The 24,372-nt window shown below is 73.6% G+C and carries 21 protein-coding genes and 1 tRNA gene; 14 read left to right on the forward strand and 8 right to left on the reverse strand.

From position 1 onward, the window contains the following. Positions 1-21: 21 nt before the first annotated feature. Positions 22-1,002 (reverse strand): DMT family transporter, encoded by a 981-nt coding sequence (locus tag ACFC0Z_RS01300; protein WP_376431466.1) that lies wholly within the window; start codon positions 1,000-1,002, stop codon positions 22-24. Next, entirely contained in the window at positions 999-1,811 is an 813-nt protein-coding gene (locus ACFC0Z_RS01305; protein WP_376431468.1) for a phosphatase PAP2 family protein, read from the reverse strand. The genes ACFC0Z_RS01300 and ACFC0Z_RS01305 overlap by 4 nt, the downstream gene beginning before the upstream one ends. 197 nt (positions 1,812-2,008) lie before the next feature. On the opposite strand from ACFC0Z_RS01305, the gene ACFC0Z_RS01310 reads away from it, so the two are divergent. After that, on the forward strand, positions 2,009-2,611 hold the full coding sequence (locus ACFC0Z_RS01310; protein ID WP_376431470.1) for a TetR/AcrR family transcriptional regulator: 603 nt from the start codon (positions 2,009-2,011) through the stop codon (positions 2,609-2,611). A gap of 29 nt (positions 2,612-2,640) precedes the next feature. Then, on the forward strand, positions 2,641-3,012 hold the full coding sequence (locus tag ACFC0Z_RS01315) for a DUF488 domain-containing protein (RefSeq protein WP_376431472.1): 372 nt from the start codon (positions 2,641-2,643) through the stop codon (positions 3,010-3,012). Positions 3,013-3,109: 97 nt separating this feature from the next. Here the strand turns inward: ACFC0Z_RS01315 and ACFC0Z_RS01320 are convergent, their stop codons facing one another. Further along, on the reverse strand, positions 3,110-3,634 hold the full coding sequence (locus ACFC0Z_RS01320) for a DUF309 domain-containing protein (protein WP_376431473.1): 525 nt from the start codon (positions 3,632-3,634) through the stop codon (positions 3,110-3,112). Between the two features lie 247 nt (positions 3,635-3,881). Between ACFC0Z_RS01320 and ACFC0Z_RS01325 the strand changes: the two genes are divergently transcribed. From ACFC0Z_RS01325 to ACFC0Z_RS01345, 5 genes are all read left to right on the forward strand, one after another. Next, on the forward strand, positions 3,882-6,683 hold the full coding sequence (locus ACFC0Z_RS01325) for an AAA family ATPase (RefSeq protein WP_376433412.1): 2,802 nt from the start codon (positions 3,882-3,884) through the stop codon (positions 6,681-6,683). A gap of 53 nt (positions 6,684-6,736) precedes the next feature. Then, positions 6,737-6,810 (forward strand) — tRNA-Pro (locus ACFC0Z_RS01330). A gap of 272 nt (positions 6,811-7,082) precedes the next feature. Then, positions 7,083-8,426, forward strand: a complete 1,344-nt coding sequence (locus ACFC0Z_RS01335; protein WP_376431475.1) for a uracil-xanthine permease family protein — start codon at positions 7,083-7,085, stop codon at positions 8,424-8,426. Continuing rightward, complete coding sequence (locus tag ACFC0Z_RS01340; protein WP_376431477.1) at positions 8,423-9,751, forward strand: amidohydrolase family protein; 1,329 nt, start codon at positions 8,423-8,425, stop codon at positions 9,749-9,751. Before ACFC0Z_RS01335 ends, ACFC0Z_RS01340 begins: the two co-directional genes overlap by 4 nt. A gap of 264 nt (positions 9,752-10,015) precedes the next feature. Continuing rightward, on the forward strand, positions 10,016-11,023 hold the full coding sequence (locus tag ACFC0Z_RS01345) for an isopenicillin N synthase family dioxygenase (RefSeq protein ID WP_376431479.1): 1,008 nt from the start codon (positions 10,016-10,018) through the stop codon (positions 11,021-11,023). A gap of 7 nt (positions 11,024-11,030) precedes the next feature. Here the strand turns inward: ACFC0Z_RS01345 and ACFC0Z_RS01350 are convergent, their stop codons facing one another. Beyond that, positions 11,031-11,684, reverse strand: coding sequence for a hypothetical protein (locus ACFC0Z_RS01350; protein WP_376431481.1), 654 nt, complete (start codon positions 11,682-11,684; stop codon positions 11,031-11,033). A 208-nt stretch (positions 11,685-11,892) separates the two neighbouring features. Here ACFC0Z_RS01350 and ACFC0Z_RS01355 point away from each other — a divergent pair, with 208 nt between their 5' ends. Genes ACFC0Z_RS01355 through recQ form a run of 3 tightly spaced genes read left to right on the forward strand, consistent with a single transcriptional unit; the run spans position 11,893 to position 17,194 of the window. Beyond that, on the forward strand, positions 11,893-14,442 hold the full coding sequence (locus ACFC0Z_RS01355; RefSeq protein ID WP_376431483.1) for a discoidin domain-containing protein: 2,550 nt from the start codon (positions 11,893-11,895) through the stop codon (positions 14,440-14,442). A 37-nt stretch (positions 14,443-14,479) separates the two neighbouring features. After that, positions 14,480-15,118 carry a HutD family protein gene (locus ACFC0Z_RS01360; RefSeq protein WP_376431485.1) on the forward strand — a complete coding sequence of 213 codons (639 nt, stop codon included), beginning with the start codon at positions 14,480-14,482 and terminating at the stop codon, positions 15,116-15,118. 9 nt (positions 15,119-15,127) lie between these two features. After that, positions 15,128-17,194, forward strand: a complete 2,067-nt coding sequence (gene recQ / locus ACFC0Z_RS01365) for a DNA helicase RecQ (RefSeq protein WP_376431487.1) — start codon at positions 15,128-15,130, stop codon at positions 17,192-17,194. Positions 17,195-17,210: 16 nt separating this feature from the next. Here the strand turns inward: recQ and ACFC0Z_RS01370 are convergent, their stop codons facing one another. Continuing rightward, positions 17,211-17,861: a class I SAM-dependent methyltransferase gene (locus ACFC0Z_RS01370; protein ID WP_376431489.1), complete on the reverse strand. Its 651-nt coding sequence runs from the start codon at positions 17,859-17,861 to the stop codon at positions 17,211-17,213. Positions 17,862-17,984: 123 nt separating this feature from the next. On the opposite strand from ACFC0Z_RS01370, the gene ACFC0Z_RS01375 reads away from it, so the two are divergent. Together ACFC0Z_RS01375 and ACFC0Z_RS01380 are read left to right on the forward strand one after the other, a co-directional pair. Next, positions 17,985-18,926, forward strand: coding sequence for a hypothetical protein (locus ACFC0Z_RS01375; protein ID WP_376431491.1), 942 nt, complete (start codon positions 17,985-17,987; stop codon positions 18,924-18,926). Between the two features lie 7 nt (positions 18,927-18,933). Beyond that, positions 18,934-19,440: an HD domain-containing protein gene (locus ACFC0Z_RS01380; protein WP_376431493.1), complete on the forward strand. Its 507-nt coding sequence runs from the start codon at positions 18,934-18,936 to the stop codon at positions 19,438-19,440. Here the strand turns inward: ACFC0Z_RS01380 and ACFC0Z_RS01385 are convergent. Further along, positions 19,437-20,333 carry a glycerophosphodiester phosphodiesterase gene (locus ACFC0Z_RS01385; protein WP_376431495.1) on the reverse strand — a complete coding sequence of 299 codons (897 nt, stop codon included), beginning with the start codon at positions 20,331-20,333 and terminating at the stop codon, positions 19,437-19,439. The genes ACFC0Z_RS01380 and ACFC0Z_RS01385 overlap by 4 nt on opposite strands. 199 nt (positions 20,334-20,532) lie before the next feature. On the opposite strand from ACFC0Z_RS01385, the gene ACFC0Z_RS01390 reads away from it, so the two are divergent. Both ACFC0Z_RS01390 and ACFC0Z_RS01395 read left to right on the forward strand, forming a co-directional pair. Next, on the forward strand, positions 20,533-21,228 hold the full coding sequence (locus ACFC0Z_RS01390; protein WP_376431497.1) for a helix-turn-helix domain-containing protein: 696 nt from the start codon (positions 20,533-20,535) through the stop codon (positions 21,226-21,228). 171 nt (positions 21,229-21,399) lie between these two features. Next, complete coding sequence (locus ACFC0Z_RS01395) at positions 21,400-21,870, forward strand: hypothetical protein (protein WP_376431498.1); 471 nt, start codon at positions 21,400-21,402, stop codon at positions 21,868-21,870. A 76-nt stretch (positions 21,871-21,946) separates the two neighbouring features. Here the strand turns inward: ACFC0Z_RS01395 and ACFC0Z_RS01400 are convergent, their stop codons facing one another. After that, the gene (locus tag ACFC0Z_RS01400; protein ID WP_376431500.1) at positions 21,947-23,389 is read right to left on the reverse strand and encodes a GH1 family beta-glucosidase; all 1,443 of its coding nucleotides are present in this window, start codon (positions 23,387-23,389) and stop codon (positions 21,947-21,949) included. A gap of 73 nt (positions 23,390-23,462) precedes the next feature. Continuing rightward, positions 23,463-24,368, reverse strand: a complete 906-nt coding sequence (locus tag ACFC0Z_RS01405; protein ID WP_376431502.1) for a carbohydrate ABC transporter permease — start codon at positions 24,366-24,368, stop codon at positions 23,463-23,465. Positions 24,369-24,372 lie beyond the last annotated feature (4 nt).

A 24,372-nucleotide genomic window follows, 5' to 3' on the forward strand; every position in this document is an offset into this window, starting at 1 on the left:
TCGTCAATATGACGTAATGGATCAGCCGACCAGCGTCGCCGGCGTCTGCTCCACCTCGGGCAGTGGGAGCGGAAGGGCGGTCGCGCGCGGCGCCGAGCCCGCGACGACAGGGGAGGGGGCCGGTGCCTCGGCGGTCTGCGGGGCGCCCTTCGTCAGGAGGATCACCCCGCGCGCCGCGACCAGCGCGGCGACCGCCGCGACGGGCCAGCCCCACGCGCCGGCCCGGAAGGTCTCGCCGAGCAGGGCCACGCCGATGACCGCCGCAGCGGCCGGGTTGGACAGGTTGACCACGGCGAGCGGCGCGGCGAGCCCGCCCCGGTAGGCCGCCTGGGAGAGGAGCAGTCCGCCGGCGGCGAAGCCGGAGATGAGGACCGCGAGCAGGGTCGTCTGCCACCACGTGAGCGCGTGGCCGGGCAGTTCGAGGGCCAGCGCGGCCGTGAGGGTCTGGGTGAGCGCGGAGGCGACACCGGACGCGATCCCGGAGGCGGTCGCGTGCCCGAGCCCGCGGCCCCGGGCGGCGCCCGCACGGCTCGCCCCGGAGGCCAGGAACGCGATCAGGAGCGCCGTCGCCGCCGCGACGACCAGCGCCTCGCGCAGGCTGAGGGCCTCCCCGGGCGCCGCCGGACCGGTCATGGCGACCAGGCCGACGAGCCCGCCGAGGGTCAGCAGCGCGCCGCGCCACTCGGTACGGGTCACCCGCCGCCGCGCGCAGTACGCGCCCAGCGGCAGCGCCGCCACGAGGGTCAGGGCGCCGAGCGGCTGGACGAGCGTCAGCGGCCCGTAGTGCAGGGCGGCCACGTGGGCGAGCGCCCCGGCGGCGTTGAGGCCGACGGCCCACCACCACTGCCCGCGCGCGAGCAGCGCCTTCAGTGCCCCGCGTCCGTCGGCCGGTGCGGCGGACGAGGCGGCGAGCCGCGACTGGGCGACGGCGGCGAGCGCGTACCCGGCGGCCGAGACGAGGGAGAGGAGCACCGCGAGGACGGTGCCGGTGACGGGGTTCATCTCAGGACTCCGGCCGGAAGGACGGTGGTGGCCGTGTCACGGGGGCGCGGTACGGACGGGGGTGCGGGGTCGTCGCCGTGGGCGGGGGCCCGGACGGCGAGCAGCGCGATGCCGAGGAGCGCGGCGGCGGCCAGCGCGTCGAACCAGTAGTGGTTGGCGGTGCCGACGACGACGAGCAGCGTCAGCAGCGGGTGCAGCAGCCAGAGCACGCGCCAGCGGGAGCGGGTGGCGACGATGAGGCCGACGGCGACCATGAGCGCCCAGCCGAAGTGGAGCGACGGCATGGCGGCGAACTGGTTCGCCATCGAGTCGGTCTCCGGCGTGGCGCCGTACACGGAAGGCCCGTACACCCGCGCCGTGTCGACGAGCCCGGTCGCCGCGAGCATCCGGGGCGGCGCGAGCGGCATCAGGAGGTGCAGGGCGAGCGCGGCGCCGGTGAGGAGTGCGAGGACGCGGCGCGACCACAGGTAGTGGGCGGGTCGGCGCCAGTACAGCCAGACGAGGAAGGCGATCGTGGCCGGGAAGTGCACGGCCGCGTAGTACGTGTTGGCGATCCGGATCAGCGGCTCGCCGCCCTGCGTCAGCAGGTGCTGGACCGTCGCCTCGCTCGGCAGGCCCAGCACGCGCTCGGCGTCCCAGACGCGGTGGGCGTTGCGGAAGGCGGCGGCCTCGTGGCCGTTGGCGAGGAGCCGGCCGAGCTTGTAGACGAGGAAGAGCGCGGAGACGAGCAGGAACTCGCGCAGGAGCGGCGGACGCGCGGTGGCGTCGTCGCCCGCGGGACTTGGTGTCCGGCGTATTCCGGCAGGCATCGCGCGTCCCCTCTTCTTCGTGCTGGGCTTTCGGCGTACTGGGCTTTCGGCGTACCGGGCTTCCGGCAGGAAAGCAGGAAAACGGAGTGAGCCTAGATCCGATTTCATCGAGACGCAAACGTCTCGATACGTTTGCGTCTCGATTGTGCACCCCCTACTCTCGTATGTGCAGGGATAGAGGTGTTCGGGAGGGTTCGATGTCCACGCAGGCCGCGACCACCGCCGCCCGTCGCAGCAAGATCACGCCGGAGCGCGAGAGCGAGCTGTACGACGCGGTGATCCGCCTTCTCCGGGAGGGCGGCTACGACTCGGTGACCATGGAAGGCGTCGCGGCGCTCACCAAGTGCGGCAAGGCGACCCTCTACCGCCAGTGGGGCACGAAACCGCAGCTCGTCACGGCCGCCCTCGCCCGGAGCCGCTGCACCGTCTTCGCCGGCATCGACACCGGCACCCTCGAAGGGGACCTCCACGAGGCGGCCCGCGTCGCCGCCTCCCACCGCGAGCGCGACGCCGAGCTGATGGAGGCCGTCGCCCAGGCGTACATCCAGCACCCCGACCTGCGCGCCGCGCTCCGCGAGACCGTCATCGCGCCCGAGGTCGCGGCGATCGACGCCGTCGTGGCGCGCGCGGTCGAGCGCGGCGAGATCGCCGCCGACAACCCGGCCATCGGCTTCGTCGCGCCCTGCTTCATGGGCATGCTCCGCGTCGAGCGGATCTTCGAGGAGCGGTTCGCCGAGGAGTCGACGATGGAGGGATTCGTGGACGCCGTCCTCCTTCCGGCACTGCGCGCCGCCCGCTGAGCGGCCGGACCGTCCGGCACCCTGGGGGGATGCCCTCCCGCACCCCCGGCGTCCGTGTCCGCCGGATCTACGAGCCGCCGTCGCCCGAGGACGGGGTACGCGTCCTCGTCGACCGCCTCTGGCCGCGCGGCCTCGCCAAGGCGGACGCCCGCATCGACGAGTGGCCCAAAGCGCTGACGCCCTCCACGGAGCTGCGCCGCTGGTACCACGGACCCGAGGGCGAGTACGAGGAGTTCCGCCGCCGTTACGAGGCCGAACTCGCCGCCCCCGAGGCCGCGGCGGCCCTCGACCGCCTGCGCGCCCGCGCGGCCGACGAGACGCTGACCTTGCTGACGGCGGCCAAGGACCCGTCGGTCAGCCACACGACGGTGCTCCAGGCGGAGCTGTCGAAGGGGGCGTGACGGTCGCGGACGGGCGGCCATAGAAGGTCACGCGGTCACAGGAGGGGGCGTGCGGGGAGCGGTCGCGCTCCTGCGCGCACCCCCGTACGCCCCTCGTTCACGCACCCCCGAGCAGCCGCGGCGCCTCCACGGCCGCGTCCACGCCGGTAGCGGTCCCCGCCCCGGCCTCGACGCGCGCCGCGAGACCGCGCGCCCAGGCGACCAGCCCGCCGACATCGATCCCGTACGGTTCACCGGTCCCGGAACCGCTCCCCGCCCCGCCCCCCGAGCCGCCCGCGAGGCGCTCCGCGCCCCGGCGGAGGAGGCGGGCGCCGCCGGGCAGGTTCCCCCGGGCGGCGTGCGTCAGACCCACCGCGAGCTGCGCCAGTCCCTGCCACAGGTCGCGTTCCTCCTCGGGACCCGACTTCCACGCGTCCTCGAAGACCTCGTGCGCGTGGAACGGCATCCCCGCGTCGAGCAGCCGCTGCGCCTCCCGCACGGTCTCCTCCGGCGCCCGCACGACCCCCTCGGCCAGCCGGGGCACCCCCTCGGCCCCGTACGGCAGCGGCCGGCCGAGCCCGTCACGGGGACGCGCACTGCGCGCCCTGCCCGCCTCGTCGCGATCCCTCGTGGTCCGGTTCACCTGCCCATTGTGGCCCCCGGAAGCACCGGGACCGCTAGGCTCAACGGTCCGACGCCTCCCTGATCCGTGCGGGTTGCACGGATCGGACCGGGGGAGCGTCTTGCTCGTAGCACTCGTGGGGGAGTGAAACACCGTGTCGTCGCATCCCGAACAGTCGCCGCTCGCCAGGCCGTTCAGGGCCTCCTCCTGCCCGGAGCCCGGACTCCTTCTCGAACGCGGCCCCGAACTGGCCGCGGCCGCGCACGCCGTGGAGGAACTCGTCGCCGGCGCCGCCTCGGGCGAACCCGCCCGAGGCGGCGTCCTCGTCTACCGGGGCGACGCGGGCGTCGGGAAGACCGCCCTCCTCGCGGAGATACACCGCGCCGCGCAGGACCGGTGCACCATCCTCACCGCCCGCGGCGGCGAGACGCTCACCTCGGTCCCGTTCCACCTCACGCGGCAACTGCTCCAGCCCGCCCTCGACGGGTACGGAGCCGAGGAGCTGAACCGCCTCTTCGGCGACCACTTCGACCTCCTCGCCCCCGCGCTCGGCCTGGCCTCGCCGTTCGCCTCCTCCGAGGAGCCCGCCGACCCGCAGGGTGTGCGGAACGGCCTGGCCGGGCTCCTCGGCCGCCTCGCGGACGGCCTGCGGCACAAGCCCCCGGTCCTCCTCGTCGACGACGCCCACTGGGCCGACGCCGAGACCCTCGCGTGGCTCGACGTCTTCACGAGGACGCGCAGGGGCCGCCGGCTGCCCGCGCTCGTCGTCCTCGCCCACCGCCCCGTCACGGAGGACGGCGAGGCCCCGGCGGACGCGTCGGCCGCCCAGGCAGCGGAAGCCCCCGACACCCCCGAAGCACCGGGCACACCAGACGTCCCCAACACCCCCAACACCCCCGACACCCCGGACACCACCGGGCGTGCCCAGCGCACCGCGCTCCTCGCCGCCTTCGCCGAGCGCGCCCACCGAACCCTCGGCCTCGACGTCCTCACCTACGAGGCCACCGCCGAACTCGCCCGCGAGGCGCTCGGCGCCCACGCCGACGAACCGTTCTGCCGCGAGCTGTGGCGGGTCACCACCGGAAACCCGTACGAGACGGTCGAACTCCTCGCGAAGGCCCGCGACCGGATGCTCGAACCCGTCGCGGGCTCCGCCTCCCTCCTCGAAGGCCTCGGCGCGGGCGCCAGGGGCGGCGGCCTCGTCGCCCGCCTCCAGGACCTCGGCCCCGCCCCGACCCGCCTCGCGTACGGCATCGCCATCCTCGGCGCCGACAGCACGCCGGAGCTCCTCGCCCTGCTCACCGGCATGAGGCCGGCCGAGGTGGCCGAGCTCACGAACGTGCTCCGCGACGCCCGCATCGTGGCCGCGCCGCCGCACGGCCGGAGCGCCCGGGCCACCCACCTGAGCCTCGTCCCCCACCAGGCCGACGGCCGGCCCGCGTCGCCGCCGCTGGAGTTCACCCACCCGCTCGTCGCGACCGCCGTCTACGGCTCGATGTCGCAGGCCGCCAGGACCGCCATGCACGGCCAGGCCGCCTGGATCCTCGAATCGGCCAAGTACGGGGCCGCCGCCATCTCCCGGCACCTCCTCGAAGTCCACCCGGACGACGACCGGATCGTGGTCCAGCGCCTGCGGGACGCGGCCAAGGAGCACCTCGCCGTCGGAGCCCCCGACGCGGCCCGCCGCTGCCTGGAGCGGGCCATGGAAGAGCCGCCCGGCCCCGACGCGTACGCCCAGGTCCTGTTCGAACTCGGCTGCGCCTCTCTGCTCACCGCGCCCGCCGCCACGGTCCTGCACCTTCGCTCGGCGCTCGCCCTGCCCGGCCTCGGCGACGACCTGCGCATCGACGCGACCTACCGGCTCGCCCAGGCGCTGGCCCACAACAACCAGCTCCAGGACGCGGCCGACGCGCTCGCCGCCGAGATCGAGCGGACCCCGCCCGGCACCGACCGGCGCCGCCTCCAGGCGGCCCACTTCATGTACGAGGGCTTCGTCGCGACCGAGGAGGACGGCCCGGCCCGTTCCCGCCGCCTCGCCGAGCTCACCGCCGGCTTCACCGGCCAGGAGAACTCCGAGCGGGCCCTCATCACCGTCCGCGGCTTCGACGCGATGCTCCGGGGCGAACCCGCCGACGAGGTCGTACGCCTCTGCGACCGCGCCCTCAAGGACGGCCTGCCCGCCCGCGGCCTGGGCTGGACCGACACCGCCTGGGGCTTCGAGATCCCGGCGCTCACCGGCATCGCGTACGCCTTCGCCGACCGCACCGACCGGGCCGAGGCCCTCTTCGGCGAGGCGGTCAGGGCGTACGAGATCTCCGGCTGGAGCGGCGCCCACCTCGCCTTCGCCCGCGCCCTCCTCGGCCTCGCCCACCGGCGCAAGGGCGACCTTCCGGGCGCGCAGCACCACCTGGAGGAGGCGCTGCGCCTCGCCGACCGGGTCGGCGACGGGCTGCCGGTCCACTGGGACACGGTGTGCCTCCTCGTCGACACCCTCCTCGCCCGCGGCCAGGTCGACAAGGCGCGCGAGTTCGCCGACAAGTACTCCTTCGGCCCGCCCTGGCCCGGCGCGATCGTGCTCCCCGACGGCCCCAGCGTCCTCGGGAAGCTCCTGCTCGCCGAGGGCCGCGTCGAGGAGGCCGTACGCACCCTGGAGGCGGCGGCCGAGGCGCTGACCGTCCGGGGCCGCCACCACGTGGTCTGGGCCCCGTGGCCCTTCGACCTGGCCCGCGCCCTGGCGCCGACCGACCCGGAGCGCGGTGCCCGGATCGCCGCCGAGGCCCGCGTCCACGCCGAACGCCTCGGCACCCCCACGGCCCTCGGCGAGGCCCTCCGCTGCCAGGCCCTCTTCGCCGAGCCCGCCGAGGCCCGCCGCCTCCTCACCGAGGCCGTCGCCCACCTCGCCGCCTCCCCGTCCCGCTACGAGGAGGCACGCGCCCACTACGACCTGGCCCTCGCCACCGGAGACCCCGCCGCCTTCGACAAGGCCGCCGCCCTGGCCACCACCTGCGGCGCGGACGCCCTCGCCGAAGCAGCGGTGACAGCCCGTGCGTCATCCCGCCCCCAGGAGTGAGGTAATGTTCTTCCTGCACGCCGCCACCGGGGAAAACCGGGGGAGACGCGCATCGGGACGTGGCGCAGCTTGGTAGCGCACTTGACTGGGGGTCAAGGGGTCGCAGGTTCAAATCCTGTCGTCCCGACTCGAAAGAGTCGCAGATCAGGGGCCGTTTCAGAGAAATCTGAAACGGCCCCTGACTCGTTTTCGGGGGCCGGTTGGGGGCAGGGCTCGGCGGCAAGGCCGGGCAGCCCGGCCTTCGGGTACGCCGCGGTTTCCTGAGCGCAATGCCGCCGAAACACCCCCTCCCTACCGTCGCTCCCACACCGGTCATGGCTGCAACGGCCGGTGCGTGCCCGGCGCGGAGCCTGCCCGGATGCTAACCAGCCGTCTTCCGCCGAGCTACGAGGAGGAACGATGGCTGTGGTCGAGCATGCCGTCGCGCCCGCACACCAAGCGCCCCACCCCGTCGACGTACGACCCCCGTGGCGACGGCTCGTGCCGCTGAGCCTGCAGCACCTGCTCGTCGCGTACGCGGGCATGGCCACGATGCCGCTGCTCGTGGGAACCGCACTCCATCTTCCCGAGGACCGGATACGCCTGCTCATCAGCGCGAACCTGCTGGTCAGCGGAGTCGCCACCGTGCTGCAGTCGCTGGGCCTGAAGTGGTTCGGGGCGCGGCTGCCGATCGTGATGGGCTCCACGTTCACCGCGATCACCCCCGCCATCCTCATCGGCGGGCAGCACGGTCTCGCCGCCGTGTTCGGGGCGACCGTCGTCTCCGGCCTGGTGACGCTGGCCGTCGCGCCCTGGTTCGGCCGCTGCCTGCACCTGTTCCCGCCGCTGGTCACCGGGACGGTCATCGCCGTCATCGGGTTCTCGCTCGTGCCCTCGGCGGCCGGTCTCGTCGCCGGGCACGAGCCCGCCGGCACCGGCGGCCGCGGGCTCGCGCTCGCCGCCGGGACGGTGCTGCTCGCGGTCCTCGTGGAACGCCTCGCGCCGCCCGCGCTCGCCCGGTTCTCCGTGCTCCTCGCCATGGCCGCGGGCACCGCCGCCGCGCTGCCGCTGGGGCTGTTCGACGGATCGGGAGTCGCGGACGCCCGTCTCGTCACCGCCCCCGACCCGACCGTCTTCGGCGCCCCCACCTTCGTGGTGCCCGCGATCGCCGCCATGCTCGTCGTGCAGCTCGTGAACATGGTGGAGTCCGTCGGCGACACCCTCGCGGTCGGCCAGATCGTGGGCCGCGGCGACGACGCGCCCACCGTCGTACGGGCGCTGCGCGCGGACGGGGCCGCCACGGTGCTGTCGGGGGCGCTCGCCTCCTTCCCCATCGTGACGTTCGGTCAGTCGGTCGGCCTGGTGAGCGTGACGCGGGTGAAGAGCCGCCATGTGGTCGCGCTGTCGGGCGCGTCGATGGTGGTGCTCGCGTTCGTGCCCGTCCTCGGGGCCGCCGTCGCCGCCGTCCCTGGGCCGGTCCTCGGCGGGGTCTCCCTCGTCATGTTCGGGACCGTGGGCGCGGTCGGGCTGCGCATCCTCGCGCGCGCCGACCTGACCGAGCCGCGGAACCTGCTGACCGTCGCCCTGGCCTTCGCGCTCGGCATGATCCCCGTCGGCGCACCGGACTTCTACGCGCCGCTCCCCTCCCACCTGCGCACCGTCCTGGACAGCGGCATCGCCGTCACCGGGGTCGTGGCGTTCCTGCTCAACCTCCTGTTCCACCACACGGGCGCGGCCCGCCACCCGAAGGAGACCGCCCGGTGAACCCCGCGACCATCACCGACGTCACCGTCCACACCGGTGGCCGCTGGCTGCCCGGCAGGGACGTCCACATCGCCGCCGGACGGATCACGGCGATCTCGGAGCACGGCGAACTCCCTTGCACCGGAGATGTCCTGGACGGGCACGGCGGTCACCTGACGCCCGGCCTCGTCAACACCCACACCCACCTCTTCCAGGCGGGACTGCGAGGCATCGGGGAGGGGCTCGGGCTCCTCGCCTGGCTGGGCGCCGTCGGCGAGGAGGCGGCGCTCCTCACTCCCGAGCGGGCGTACGCGACCGCCGCCGCGGCCGCGGCCGAAGCACTGCGCAGCGGCACCACCACGCTCGTCGAGCACATGTGGCCCCACCCGTCGCCCGAGGTCCACGACGCGGTGCTCCGGGCCCTCGACGACAGCGGCGTACGGGCCGTGCTGTGCCGGGGCGTCGCCGACCGCTCCGACCCCAGCCGCAGATGGGGCTACGACCCGCGGCTGATGCAGCCGCTGGAGGAAGCCCTCGCCCACACCGACGAGCTGATCGCGCGGACCCGCGGCAGCCGGGTGGACATCGGCGTCGCCGTGCCCAACCCCCGGTGCCTGACCCCGGAGGGCATGGGCACCGTACGCGCGTACGCCGAGGAGCGCGCCCTGCCCGTCTCGCTGCACCTCCTGGAGACCACCACGGACGACGTCCTGTGCCGCGACCGCACGGGAGTCGGCGCCGTCGAGTACCTGGAACGCGCCGGGTTCCTGTGGGACCGCCTCCTCGCCGTGCACTGCGTGGAACTCGACGCCGCCGGACGTGCCACTCTCGCCCGGCACGGCGTCGGCGTCTCGTACAACCCGCTGAGCAACATGCGGCTCGGCAGCGGCATCGCACCGGTCCCCGACATGCTCGACGCCGGCCTCGGCGTCGGCCTCGGCGTCGACGGGGCCGCCAGCAACGACACCCAGGACATCCTGGAGGCCCTGCGCATCGGCGCCTATCTGCAGCGCGCCGCACACCGCAAGGCGGACCTGCTCGGGTTCCCCGAGATGATCGCCATGGCGGCGGGCGGCGCGAACCGGGTCCTCGGCATCGAGGAGAACCCCGACGGCGGCGTGCGGCCGGGCATGCGGGCGGACCTCGTCCTGCACCGCTTCGACCGCGACTACGCCTGCCTGCCCGTCCGCGACCCGGGCGCCACGCTGCTGACGTGCGCCGGCAGCAGGACGGTGGCGGCCGTACTCGTCGGCGGCGAGGTGCTGGTACGCGACGGAGAACACGTCCGCCTCCCCTCGCACGAGCTGGCGGCGGGGCTCACCCGCTCCGGTCCCTGCGGCGGTTGACCGGCCGGTTTCACGACCTCGACCAGGGTCCCGCGAGCTTTACCACCGTGTAACAGCACGACCCCCACCGGTAACACCCACCGTGCAGGCTGAACACATCGCGCGCGGGCCCCGGCGACCGGGACCCGCGCCAGCCCACGGCGCCGGACCCGCGAAGAGGTCCGCCGCGACCGTGCACGCGGGCATCTGAGCACCCGCGCTGGGGATCGCAGGGGCGGTGACTGCATCCCGTACACCCCCCCTGTCCGAGGAGCGACAGCCGCCGTGACCCACACCACCCAGACCACCCACACCATCCAGACACTCGAAGAACTGGCCAAGGAATCCCGCATGGGCGGGGCCGGGACGGAGACGTCCGCTCGGGAGATCCGCCGCATCGACCTCACCGACTTCGACCTCCGCAAGGAGGAGATCACCGAGGAACTGTGGGCCGCCGCCACCGACATCGGCTTCTTCCAGCTGGTCAACCACGGCATCGAACCCGACGTCGTGGACCGCGCCTTCGCCGACGCCGAGGCCTTCTTCGCCCTCCCCGAGCACGTCAAGGCCCGGCATGGTCTGAAGAAGGGCCTCAACTCCGGCTGGGAATCGATGACCCAGGTCCGCCCCTCGGTCAAGACCCCCGACCAGAAGGAGTCGTACCAGGTCACCCGGCCGCACATGGACGGCCTGTGGCCCGACGACACCCTGCCCGGCTTCCGGCGGCGCGTCCTGGACTTCGAGGCGCGCTGCCGGGACCTGGCGATGCGGGTGCTGTCCTGCTTCGCCGACGGACTGGGGCTCCCCGACGGGTTCTTCACCCGCGCCCACGACCCGGCGAGCCCGAACTACCAGTCCACTCTGCGGATGCTGCACTACTTCGCGGTCCCCGCCGACGCCGTGATCCCCGCGAACGTGTGGCGGGCCGGCGCCCACACCGACTTCGACTGCCTGACCCTGCTGTTCCAGCGGACCGGCCAGGGCGGCCTGCAGGTGTGCCCCGGCAAGGAGGCCGAGGCCCAGGAGTGGACACCGGTGGAACCGGCCGACTCCGTGATCACCTGCAACATCGGGGACATGCTGATGAGGTGGAGCGACGACCGGCTCCCCTCCAACTTCCACCGCGTCAGGTCACCGGGTCCCGACGACGACCGGTCGGCCCGCCACAGCATCGCCTTCTTCGCCCAGGCCGACCGCGACGTGGTGATCGAGGGTCCGGAGGGCCGCTACCCGCGGATCACCGCGGCCGACTACATCCAGCAGCGGATCGCCGCGAACTTCGCCCGGCAGTAGTCCGGGGTCAGCCGCCTCCCGAGCCGGCCGAGGCCGAACCACCGCTGGTCCAGCGGGAGTTGGGCTGTGGGCGATCGCGCGTGCTGCGTTCGGTGCGCAGCGCCACCATGACCCCCGCCGGGCCGAGGAGATCCTTCAGTGCGGTGGCGAGCCGCTGCGGGTCGCCACCGAACGGGAGCGTGAGACGCTCAGGGGTGCCCTGCAGGGTGATTTCCAGCGTGAGCGTGGAGACGGCCGGTTTGTCATCCCCCTGGTACGGCTCCACCACCTTGTGCGTCAGCAGCACCTGGCGCAGGGCCTCGACGGGCAGCCAGGCGTCCGGTCGGGCGGCCCGGACCAACCGAAGGGACGTGGGCACCCCGGCTGCCGGTGTGAACTCCACCCGCAGGATGTCCCGGGCCCGGGACAAGGCCAGCGCCGGCCAGCCGATCAGGTACTCCAGACCGACGATGACCCCCACTACGGCGAACACGGTCGACGCCTGTGCCCCGGCCAGCGCCATCCAGACGGCGACGACCAGGGTGGGCGCGCCCAGGACGAGGGGAATGGCCAAGGCCGGCCCCGCAGAGGTCAGCGTGGTCCACACCGGCCCGGTCGGTCCGGCGCGCAGGACCAGATCCGTCGAGTCGGGGCCTTGTCTCAGCGCGGGATCGGTGGCCATGCCTCCAGCCTAGGACCGCTCCGCAAGAGGGCGTCGGCCATATCGGTGTGGTCCGGGAAGGGGCGACTCGCCGGCCGGTGTGGCGGAGCCGGAGGTTCCGGCTCTGGTGGCGAGATGGCGTCAACTCAACTGTTTGACTTACGAGTTGATGTGCACTGCCCTATCTTCTGGGGATCGTCAGCGGTTCACGATCTCCCTGGAGGTCCGCTTGCACCCCAGAAACGTCGCCATCCTCGCCCGGGCATTCCGGCGATCGCCCCTGCTCGTGGCCTTCGCCCTCGGTGCGCTGCTCGTCGGGCTGACGCCCTGGCTGGGAGTGGCGAGTCCGGGGCCGGGGGGTCTGCATCCGAGGTCCGCGCCGTCGCCGGGCGCCGATCAGCAGGTGGCGCAGCAGTCGCCGCATCACGCCGTGGCGCCGGCGAACGCCATGGAGCCGGCGGCTCCCGTGCTCGGTCGGACCGGCTGGACCGCCACCGCGAGCGACGAGGAGACCGTCGGCGAGAACGGCCGCGCGGCCAACGTCCTCGACGGCAGCACGGCCACCATCTGGCACAGCAAGTGGACGGGCACCGCCGCCCCGCTCCCGCACACCATCACCATCGACATGCACCGTACGGCGGTCGTCTCGGCGCTCATCTACCAGCCCCGGGCCACCGGGATCAACGGGCGCGTCGGCGAGTACCGCATCAGCCTGAGTGCCGACGGCCTGAACTGGGGCAGCCCGGTCGCCACCGGCACGCTCGCGGACGACGCGTCCGCCAAGACCCTCGGCTTCGCCCCGAAGGGCGCGCGGTTCGTCCGCCTCACCGCCGTCACCGAGGCCGGCAACCGCGGTCCATGGAGCTCCGCGGCGGAGATCAACCTGCTCGGCGACCCCGGCACCCCGGCCGCCACCGTCGACCTGCCGCGCACCGGCTGGACCGCCACGGCGAGCGACGAGGAGACCACCAGGTCGAACGGCCGCGCCGCCAACGTCCTCGACGGTGACGCCGCCACCCACTGGCACAGCCGCTACTCCCCGACCGTGGTCCCGTTCCCGCACAGCATCACCATCGACATGCACCGCACGGCATCCGTCGCGGCCCTCGTCTACCAGCCCCGCAGAGACGGCGTCAACGGCCGCGTCGGGGCCTACACGATCACCACCAGCACCGACGGGATCGCCTTCGGCACGCCCGTGGCCCGGGGCACCTGGCGCGACGACAACACCGTCAAGACCGCCACCTTCACCCGTACCGTCAGCGCGCGGTTCATACGCCTGACCGCGACCACCGAGGCCGGGAACCGGGGTGCCTGGAGCTCCGTCGCCGAGATACGCCTGAGCGGACCGGCCAACCCGGCGGCCCACGGCTCCTGGAGCCGCATCACCGGCTTCCCCCTCGTGCCGGTGGCCACCGCCGTCCTGCCCGGGGACAAGCTCCTGGCCTGGTCGGCGTACTCCGTCGACCGCTTCGGCGGCAGCAACGGCTACACCCAGACCGCGATCCTGAACCTGAAGACCGGCCAGGTCACCCAGCGCCGCATCGACAACACCGGCCACGACATGTTCTGCCCGGGCATCGCCATGCTCGCCGACGGCAGGGTCCTGGTCACCGGTGGCAGCAACGCGCAGAAGGCGAGCATCTACAACCCGGTCACCGACACCTGGTCCGCGACGGCGGACATGAAGATCGCCCGCGGCTACCAGGCCATGACCCTGCTCTCCACCGGCGAGGCCTTCGTCCTCGGCGGCTCCTGGAGCGGCACCCCGGGCGACAAGTCCGGCGAGGTCTGGTCCCCGTCCACCCGCACCTGGCGCACGCTCCCCGGCGTTCCCGCCGCCCCCGCGATGACGGCCGACCCGGCCGGCGCCTACCGCGCCGACAACCACATGTGGCTGTACGCCACCACCGGCGGCCGGGTGCTCCACCTGGGGCCGAGCAAGCAGATGAACTGGATCACGACCAGTGGAGCCGGAACCCTCGTCCCCGCCGGACTCCGGGCCGACAGCCCCGACGCCATGACCGGCAACGCCGTCGCGTACGACATCGGCAAACTGCTCACCCTGGGCGGTTCGACCGCCTACCAGAACGTCCCCGCCACCCCGCGCGCGTACACCGTGAACATCGCCGGCGGACAGGCCCGGTCCGCGCGCACCGGCGACATGAGCCACGCCCGCGGCTTCTCCAACAGCGTCGTCCTGCCCGACGGCAAGGTCGCCGTCTTCGGAGGCCAGTCGTTCCCCGTGCCGTTCAGCGACGCCACGTCCGTGCTGACCCCCGAGCTGTGGAACCCGGCGACCGGCCGCTTCACCCCGCTCGCCACCATGGCCATCCCGCGCAACTACCACAGCGTCGCGAACCTGCTGCCCGACGGACGGATCTTCTCCGGCGGCGGCGGACTCTGCGGCGACTGCGCCACCAACCACGCCGACGGGGCCGTGTTCACCCCGCCGTACCTGCTCAACGCGGACGGTACGCAGAAGCCGCGTCCCGTCGTCACCGGCGGAGTACCGGCCCGTGCGGCCGCCGGCACCACGCTCACCGTCACCACCCAGGGAACGGTGTCCTCCTTCGTCCTGATGCGGGCCGCCGCCGCGACCCACTCGACGGACAACGACCAGCGGCGGGTCCCGCTGACGTCCACGGCGGCGGGCACCGGCACGTACAAGGTGTCCATCCCGGCCGACAAGGGGGCGGCCCTCCCGGGTACGTACATGCTCTTCGCGCTGAACGGCCAGGGGGTACCGAGCCTCGCCAAGTTCATTACCGTGTACTGATCCGCGTACTGATCCGCCGGCCGACAGGAGCCCCCGCATGCGCCACCCCTACGACGTCGAGACCCTGACGGCGGGCCGGTGGCGCAACGGGGGCGGCGCCACGCGGGAGATCGTCTCGTGGCCGGCCGGCGCCGAGGAGTTCCAGTGGAGGGCCAGCGTCGCCGACATCGACGGCGACGGGCCGTTCTCGGCGTTCCCGGGGATCGACCGGACGTTCACGCTCCTCTCCGGCGACGGGGTGCGGCTCGTGGCCCCCGGGGCGTACGACCGGACCGCGCGGGTGGGGGAGCCCCTGGAGTTCTCCGGGGACCTGGAGCTCGCCGCCGAGCTGCGCGGCGGCCCCTGCCGGGCCTTCAACATCATGGTGCGGCGGGGCCCCGGCGACCGGGCGGGCCGCGTCGAGCGGACCACCGGGCCCGTCACGTCGGCGAGCGGCCGCGCCGGGGTGTTCTACGTCCTGCACGGGCAGTGGCGGACGGGCGCGGGGGAGAGCCCGCTGGACGTCGGGCAGGGCGTCTGGTGGGACGGGTACGGGGATGGGGACGGGGGCGGGGACGGGGACGGGCGCGAGCCCGGATGGGTCGCCGTGCCGGTCACCGCCGGCGCCGTCGCGCTGTGGGCGGAGTTTTCCACAGGTTCCGGCGGGCGGGACCGGGGTGTCGGTGGGGGCCGCTAGTCTTCACGAATGGTCCTTTCCGACGAAACCGCCCAGGTCTCCGACGCCACGCAGGTGCTCCACCGCGTCTTCGGCTACAGCTCCTTCCGAGGCGTGCAGCAGGAGATCATCGAGCAGGTCGTCGGCGGCGGCGACGCGCTCGTCCTGATGCCCACCGGCGGCGGCAAGTCGCTCTGCTACCAGATCCCGGCGCTCGTCAGGGAGGGCACCGGCGTCGTCATCTCGCCGCTCATCGCCCTCATGCAGGACCAGGTCGACGCCCTCAGGGCGCTCGGCGTCCGCGCCGGATTCCTCAACTCGACGCAGGACACGTACGAGCGGCAGGCCGTCGAGCAGGCCTTCCTCGCCGACGAGCTCGACCTGCTCTACCTCGCCCCCGAGCGGCTGCGCACCGAGGGCACGCAGCGGCTCCTCGACCGCGGCAAGGTCTCCCTCTTCGCGATCGACGAGGCGCACTGCGTCGCCCAGTGGGGCCACGACTTCCGGCCCGACTACCTGGCCCTGTCGATGCTCCACGAGCGCTGGCCCAAGGTGCCCCGGATCGCGCTCACCGCGACCGCCACCGAGGCCACCCACGCCGAGATCGCGGCGCGCCTCGGCCTGGAGGAGGCCAAGCACTTCGTCGCGGGCTTCGACCGGCCGAACATCCAGTACCGGATCGTGCCGAAGAACAACCCGATCAAGCAGCTCCTCGACCTCATCAGGGCCGAGCACGACGGGGACGCCGGCGTCGTCTACTGCCTCTCGCGCTCCTCCGTCGAGAAGACCGCCGCCGCCCTCGTCGAGCAGGGCATCGACGCCGTGCCGTACCACGCGGGCATGGACGCCCGCACGCGCGCCGCGAACCAGGCGCGCTTCCTCCGGGAGGACGGGGTCGTGGTCGTCGCGACCATCGCCTTCGGCATGGGCATCGACAAGCCGGACGTCCGCTTCGTCGCCCACCTCGACCTGCCCAAGTCGGTCGAGGGGTACTACCAGGAGACCGGCCGCGCGGGCCGCGACGGCGAGCCCGCCACCGCCTGGCTGGCGTACGGCCTCCAGGACGTCGTCCAGCAGCGCAAGCTCATCGACGCCTCCGAGGGCGACGAGGCGCACCGCCGCTCCCTCGGCACCCACCTCGACGCCATGCTCGCGCTCTGCGAGACCGTCGACTGCCGCCGCGTCCGGCTCCTCGCCTACTTCGGCCAGTCCGGCGAGCCCTGCGGGAACTGCGACACCTGTCTGAACCCGGCCGAGTCCTGGGACGGCACGGTCGCCGCGCAGAAGCTGCTCTCCACCGTGTGGCGGCTCGCCAAGGAGCGGCGCCAGAAGTTCGGCGCCGGGCAGATCATCGACATCCTCCAGGGGAAGCGGACGGCCAAGGTCATCCAGTTCGACCACGACGGCCTGTCGGTCTTCGGCGTCGGCGCCGACCTCGGCACGGCCGAGTGGCGAGGGGTCGTCCGCCAGCTCCTCGCCCAGGGGCTCATCGGCGTCGAGGGCGACTACGGCACGCTCGTCCTGACCGAGGGCAGCGGCGAGGTCCTCGGCGGGCGCAGGACCGTCGCCATGCGGAAGGAGAAGGCGCCGGCCGTCTCCCGCAAGGAGTCCGGCTCCCGGTCCTCCGGCAAGAGCTCCCGCGTCCCGGTCGACCTGCCGGCCGCCGCCGTCCCCGTCTTCGAGGCCCTCCGCGCCTGGCGCGCGGCGACCGCCAAGGAGCAGGGCGTCCCGGCGTACGTCGTCTTCCACGACGCCACGCTCCGGGAGATCGCGACGCTGTTCCCGACGACGGTCGCGGAGCTCGGCACGGTCGGCGGCGTCGGCGAGGCCAAGCTCGGGAAGTACGGCGAGGGGGTCCTCGCGGCCCTCGCGGAGTGCGAGGCGCCCGCGACGCCCGCGACCCCTGCGACGCCCGCGGCGGCGGCACCGGCACCGGCTGCGGCGGCCCCCGCCCCGGCCCGTACCCCCGCGCCTGGCCGCGCCTCCGCTCCCGCCCGCGTCCCCGCTCCCGCCCGGGCCGACGAGCCGCACTTCGACTTCGACGAAGAGCCGCCCGCCGACCTCGACGACTTCGGGCCGCCGCCCTGGGAGGAGTGAGCAGGGCCGGGCGGGGTCACTCCGCCCGGCGGGCGTAACAGAAGACGTGCTCCTCCGGGCCCGCCCGGTCGTCCTCCGGCTGGAAGACCGAGACGGCCTGGTGGAGCACCTCCAGACCGCACTCCTCCCGGATCCGCCGCACGTACTCCTCCGCCGAGAAGCTGGAGACCCGCACCCGGCTCCCCATCCACTCGATCTCGACGTCCTCCACGTCCGCCGGAACCGTCGCCGTCACCAGGTACCCGCCCGGGGCCACCCACGCCGCGAGCCGCTCCAGCGCGGCCGCCACCTCCGCCCGGCTCATCACGAGGAGCGGGAAGAACGCGCAGACGGCGTCGTACGTCCCCGGCGGAGCGTCGTACTCGAGGACTCCGCAGTGCTCGAACCGTGCCCCGGGCACCTGCTCGCGGGCCAGCTCGACCATCGTCCGGGACACGTCGATCCCGGTCACGTCGAAGCCGGACGCGGACAGCCGGTCGGCCACCGGGCGTCCCGTACCGCTGCCGACGTCGAGCACCGCCGCCCCCGGACGCAGCCGCGCCGTGAGCCAGTCGATCGCCTCCAGCTGCGCCGGAAGGTGCCCGAAGGCCCGCTCGTACGCGATGCCCAGGTCGTCGAACAGCTCCGCCGCCGACAGGGCCTTCCGTTCCGTACCGTCGTCCCGCACTCCCGACCGTCCCTTCGCCACACCGTCGTCCGGCCCACCCGTGGGGCCGCTCCGCGGACCCACTACCCTTCTGGGGCGATCCCTACCACCGGGATCCGCCGGTGCCGACACGGGAGGACGCGCATGAAGCGGAACGGACGCAGGGTCCTGAGGGGGATCGCCGCGACGGCGCTGATCGGCGTCCTGGGCGTCACGGCCACCGCCTGCGGCGACGACTCCGCCGACGCCTCCGGAGGGGCGGCGCCCCGGGCCGGTCTGACCGCCGCCCTGAAGACCGCGCCGGAAGCGGACGCGGGGACGACCCTCTCCTACTGGGACGTGAAGGCGGCGCGGGAGCTGGTGGCCAAGGACAAGGAGCTGTACGGCGGGCTCGACGGGTACGGCATCCCCGAGCTGACCCAGTCCCGCTACGAGAACGTCCCCCTGAAGCAGTCGCACGGCTTCGACGAGAACGACGTGGTCACCTCCCTCCAGATCGGCTCCGACCGCTGGCGGCTCGCCGGGCGCTTCGACACCGATGCCGTGACCGGCGCCCTGAAGAAGCTCGGCTACACGGAGGGCACGACCGACGGCGGAAAGCTCCTCAGGAGCGAGGACGCCGGACAGGTCGCCGTCTCCGCGACGGTCCGTGCCGCCTCGGCCTCGCGGATCGCGTCCCCGCCCGCCCTCGCCGCGCCCGCGAAGTCCGTCGCCGACGACCCCGCCTACCAGGCCGTCGCCCGCTGCCTCGGCGACGACCCGTACACGGCCACGTTCTTCGGCAAGGGCAACGAGTCCCAGACCCGCGACGTGACCCTGTACGCGATCGGTGCCCACGCCCAGGCCGACGGCTCGTCGCGCGAACGGCTCTGCGCACTGACCACCGACCCGGAAGCCGCCCGCCGCACCGCCGACAAGCTCCGCACCGTCACCGCCTCCGGCGAGCGCCTCGCCGGGGCCACCGTCGACACGGGCAGCGGTGACGCCCCGCTCGTCACCATGGAGTGGGCCAACGGCCCGAAGCTCCGCCCCGGCGACCAGCTCCGCACCCTCCAGATCCCGAAGCTGCTCCAGGCCGAGCGGTGACGGCGCGATGACGACCCTCGCCGAGGCCGACGCGCTCGCCGCCCGCGCCCACGCCGGCCAGGTCGACAAGACCGGCGTCCCCTACGTGGAGCACGTCCGCGCCGTCGGCGCCGGACTCGCGCCGTTCGGCGCGGAGTTGGCGATGGCCGGGCTCCTCCACGACGTCATCGAGGACACCGACTGGACCGCCGACCGGCTCAGGGCGGCCGGGATCCCGGACCGGGTCGTCGCCCTCGTCGAGGCCGTCACCAACAGCCCCGGCCTGCCCTACGAGGAGAAGCTCCGCCGCATCACCGGGGACCCCGACGCCACCCTCGTGAAGATCGCCGACAACGCCCACAACAGCCACCCCGACCGAGCCGCCGCCCTCGCGCCCGAGCAGCGCGAACGGCTCGCCGCCAAGTACCGCGCCGCACGGCGGATCCTCTGGGCGGGCGTCGACCGCGAACGGATCGCGCGCATCCTGACCATCGTCAACCCCGCCCTCCTCGCGGAGCTGGACGGAGCCTCCTAGCGGTCCCTCCCCGCGTTCCAACCGGCCATCTCCGTCGGCCGGTTGGTGATGACCCCGTCCACGCCCAGCACGTCCAGGGCCTTCCAGCGCTCCGGCTTGTCGACCGTCCAGACGTTCACGGCGACACCCGCCGCGTGCAGCTCGCCCACCACCCGCGGGCGGGTCGCGAGGGCCGTGTCCGAGACGTTGTACGCGGACAGGCCCAGCTCCTCGGCGACGTCGACCGGGTCCGCGTCGAGGGACGCGCGGAGGAGCCCCACCGGCAGTTCGGGCGCGAGCTCGCGCACGTACGCCAGGGACCGGAGGTCGAAGCTCTGCACGAGGACCCGGTCCGTCATCGACTGCTCCCGGACCTCCCGCACGATCCGCGCCACCTCCTCGCGGCTGTGCCGCCCCTTGATCTCCAGGAGCAGGTTCCCGCCGCGTGCCCGCAGGTCCGCCAACTGGGCCGCCAGGGTGGGGACATGGACACCCGCGTACGCCGGGGCGAACCACGAGCCGGCGTCGAGGGCGTCGATCCGGGCCGCCGTCAGCGAGCGGATCGGACCCGAGCCGTCGGTCGTCCGGTCGACGGTCGCGTCGTGGAGCACGTACGGCACACCGTCCGCGCTGGGCTGGACGTCGTTCTCGATCCAGGTGGCCCCGCCGCGCCGGGCCACCTCGTCGGACACGAGCGTGTTCTCGGGCGCGGCCGAGGGCGCGCCCCGGTGGGCGATGACCGTCGGCGGCGCCCCCGCCGGCCGCAGCCACGGACTCCCGGCCTGCGGTGTGTCCGGGGCGGAGAGCGCGGACGGCACGGCCAGCACGAGGACCGTGGCGAGCGCCGCCGCGCCGTAGGCGACGCGCCCGGAGCGCCAGGAACGGAGCGCGGCGGACGGGTGTGCGTGGTTCATGAGCACGAGCTTAGGTACGGAGAGTGACGCCATGGGGACCACGCGCCGGACGGCGGGTGACGAGTCGTCCGGATTCCGCCCACGACGCGCGGCGCGAACCCCTCGCCGATACGCCCCGTTCTGCCGCATGGTGGGAGAAGTGCCCGCAGCCGCGCCATCGGGGGACCGCGGCCGGGGCGCGAGGAGTCGGGGGACACTCATGAACACGCGAACGGCCACGGACACCCTGCCGCGCGGACGCGGTGTGCTCGAAGGGGCCTTCGCGCTCCTCGACGCCCTGCGGCGCCACGACGACGAGGCCGGGGTGACCGAGCTCGCGCTCGCCTGCGGGGTGCCGAAGGGGACCGTTCACCGACTGCTCGACCAGCTCGTGGCCGTCGGCGCCGTCGAACGGACCGGCTCGCGCTACCGCGTCGGCCCGCAGCTCTACCGGCTCGGCCAGGCCTGGGAGCCGCACCCCGGCCTCCTGCCCGCCGCCCGTCCCGCCGTCCAGCGCCTGCGGGCGGCCACGGGCGCGAGCGTGGTCCTCGCCGTGATGCGCGAGGACATGGCGATCACGGTGAGTTCGGCCTCCGGGGACCTGGAACCGCTGCTGCCCGTACGGGACGGGATCGCGTTCCACCTCGACACCGCCGCCGGGAAGGCGCTGCGCGGTCCGCTGCGGGGCGGGGCCGTCCTCGACCGGGAGGACGTGATGGACGGCGTGTGCTGTGCCTCGCTGCCGGTCCGCTCCCCGGACGGCCGTACGGTCGCGGCCCTCGCCGCCCTCGTGCCCGCGGGCCGGAGGCTCGACGCCCTCGCCCACGCGGTCGCCGACGCGGGCGCGGCCGTCACCCGCGCGCTCGCCCGGGGCGGGGCGAGAAGACCCGTGCCACCGGCCGCCCCGGTGCTCTGAGAAACCGGCTCCCGGCGCCGTTCCACTCAGCGGAACGCGCGTAGAACGAGGCCGGGGGAGCCGGGCACAGTAGGTGTCGTGCCAAGGGGAAACGGCACACCGGGCCGCCGGGGGAGGCGGGCCGGGAACACCGAGATGTCACGTGAGTGACTCCACAGGGGGACCATCATCATGCGCAAGAACCGCGTCGTCCGGGCCGCCGCCACCGCTCTGCTCGGCCTGGGCAGCCTCGGCGCCTTCGCCGGCACCGCGCACGCCGAGCCGATCGACTACGTGCGGATCGAGCTCTTCGAACTGCACTGCCAGCAGAACAGCGAGGGCGACCACGACGAGGCCTACCTCAAGATCACCGACGCCAACGGCAACGCCGTCAAGGTCTGGCCCGGCAACGGCATCAAGTACCAGACGATGGGCACCGGCTACGTCCGCTCCATGGCGGACGGCAACGGCAACGCGGCCCTCATCCTCGGCAAGCAGCAGGCCCGCACCCTGACCCTCTGGGACTACGACTCGACCAGCGGCGACGACAAGCTCGGCGCCACGCTCGTCACCGGCAGCGAGGTCGGCGCCGAGACCCAGTGGCGCACGGTCGAGGGCTCCGGCGGCGTGTACGTGATCGGCTACCGGGTCATCGACATCTGATAGACCCTCAGCACAGGCGACAGGGAGGGGCCTTGCCGGTGGACCACCGGCAAGGCCCCTCCCTTTCCCGCGTCGGTCAGCCGCCGTCGGGAGCGTGCAGCTCGCCCGACTTCGCCACCCGCGCGTACCAGCGCGCGCTCGACTTCGGGGTCCGCTTCAGGGTGTCGTAGTCCACCCGGACGGCGCCGAAACGCTTCGCGTAGCCGTACGCCCACTCGAAGTTGTCGAGCAGCGACCAGAGGAAGTAGCCGCGCAGGTCCACCCCGTCCTCGATCGCCCGGTGCGCGGCCTCCAGGTGCGCGTGGACGTAGGCGGCACGCTCCGGGTCGTGCACGGAGCCGTCCTCGGCGACCTCGTCCTCGTACGCCGCCCCGTTCTCGCTGATCACCAGCGGGAGTTCGGGGTACGCCGCCGACACCCGGGTCAGCAGGTCGTACAGCGCGCTCGCGTCGACCGGCCAGCCCATCGCCGTACGCTCGCCGGGAGCGCGGTGGAAGGCGACCGAGTCCGCGCCGGGCCACGGCGAGTGCTCGCTGTTGCCGTGACCGTCGTCCTGCGGCTTCTCCGCGCCGTCCGGTACGTGCGACACCAGCGTCGGCGTGTAGTAGTTGATGGCGAGCAGGTCGAGCGGCTGGTTCGCCGCCGCGGTGTCGCCCTCGTGGACGAAGGACCAGTCGGTGAGGTGCGCGGTGTCGGCGATCAGGTCCTCCGGGTAGGCGCCCTCCAGCATCGGGCCGAGCCAGACCCGGTTGCCGACGGCGTCGATCCGGCGGACCGCTTCGACGTCCTCGGGCGAGGAGGTCAGCGGCCGCAGTTCGTGCAGGTTGAGCGAGACCGCGATCTGACGGTCCGCCGGCAGCTCGGCACGCAGCGCCTGGACCGCGAGACCGTGCCCGAGGTTGAGGTGGTGGGCGGTGCGCAGGGAGTCGACCGGGTCGGTGCGGCCCGGGGCGTGGACCCCGGAGCCGTACCCCAGGAAGGCGCTGCACCAGGGCTCGTTGAGGGTGGTCCAGCGGGTGACGCGGTCGCCGAGGGCGCCCGCGACGATCCCGGCGTACTCGGCGAACCGCTCGGCGGTCGCCCGCTCGGGCCAGCCGCCCGCGTCCTCCAGCTCCTGGGGGAGGTCCCAGTGGTAGAGCGTGAGGGCGGGTTCGATCCCGGCGGCCAGCAGCTCGTCGACGAGCTGCCGGTAGAAGTCCAGGCCCTTCTGGACGGCCGGGCCGCGGCCGGTGGGCTGGACACGGGACCAGGAGACGGAGAACCGGTAGGCGTTCAGGCCCAGTTCGGACATGATGCCGACGTCCTCGCGGAACCGGTGGTAGTGGTCCACGGCCACGTCACCGGTGTGGCCCTCGAAGACCTTGCCGGGCGTGTGCGAGAAGGTGTCCCAGATGGAGGGGGTTCGGCCGTCCTCCGCCGCGGCCCCTTCGATCTGGTACGCGGCGGTGGCGGCGCCCCAGAGGAAGTTCGGCGGAAACGTGCGGGTGGCGGTGAGCGGCCGGGTTTCGGACGCGGTCATAGGAGAGCGCTCCCAACGCGGGTACGGGGTAGGGACGTTCGGAAGAGGGGGCGAGCTGAGCCGGTGCGGGGGCTCAGCTCTTCACGGCGCCGGCCGTGATGCCGCCCACGATGTGCTTGCCCAGGAAGGCGAAGACGGCGAGCAGCGGCAGGGTGGATATGAGGGCGCCGGTCAGGACCACGGCGTGGTCCACGGTGTGGTTGCCCGCGCCGAGTCCGGCGAGGGCCACCTGGAGGGTCGGGTTGCCGTCCTGCGTCAGCGCGATGAACGGCCAGAAGAAGTCGTTCCACGCCTGGACGAAGACCAGCATCCCGAGCACGGCCATGGCCGGGCGGGCCACCGGGAAGACCACGTGCCAGATCACCCGCAGGCTGTGCGCGCCGTCCATGCGGGCCGCCTCGACGAGCTCGACGGGCAGCGCCTCCACCAGGAACTGGCGCATGAAGAACACGCCGAAGGCGGCGACGAGCGAGGGCAGGACGACCGACTGGAGCTGGTCGAACCAGCCGAGGTCGGTGATGATCCGGTACAGCGGGATGACGCTGAGCTGCGGCGGCACGGTCATCGTGGCGACCACGAGCGACAGCAGCAGACCGCGCCCCCGGAAGGGCAGCTTGGCGAAGGCGAAGCCGGCGAGCGTCGAGAAGGCGACCGTCGACAGGGCCACGAGACCGGCGACGATCGTCGTGTTGACCAGCGCCTCGCCCATGTGGACCTGGTTCCAGGCGAAGCTGAGGTTGTCGAACAGGCGGGGGCCGGGCAGCAGGGGCGCCGGTGCCTGGACGACCCGCTCGCCGGTGTGCGAGGCGGCGACCAGGTTCCAGTACAGCGGGAAGAGCGAGACGACCGCGGCGATGACCAGCAGGACGTAGGTCAGCGGTCCGGCGTGGTGCTGGCGGCCGGCGGACTGGCGGAAGCGGGCGCGGCCGTCCGGGGTCCGTGCCCCGACGGGCTTCGTCGTGTCGAGCGTGCGGGCCATGGGG

Origin of the sequence: Streptomyces sp. NPDC056144 (assembly GCF_042264145.1) — a bacterium.
In the GTDB taxonomy this organism is placed as follows: Bacteria; Actinomycetota; Actinomycetes; order Streptomycetales; family Streptomycetaceae; genus Streptomyces.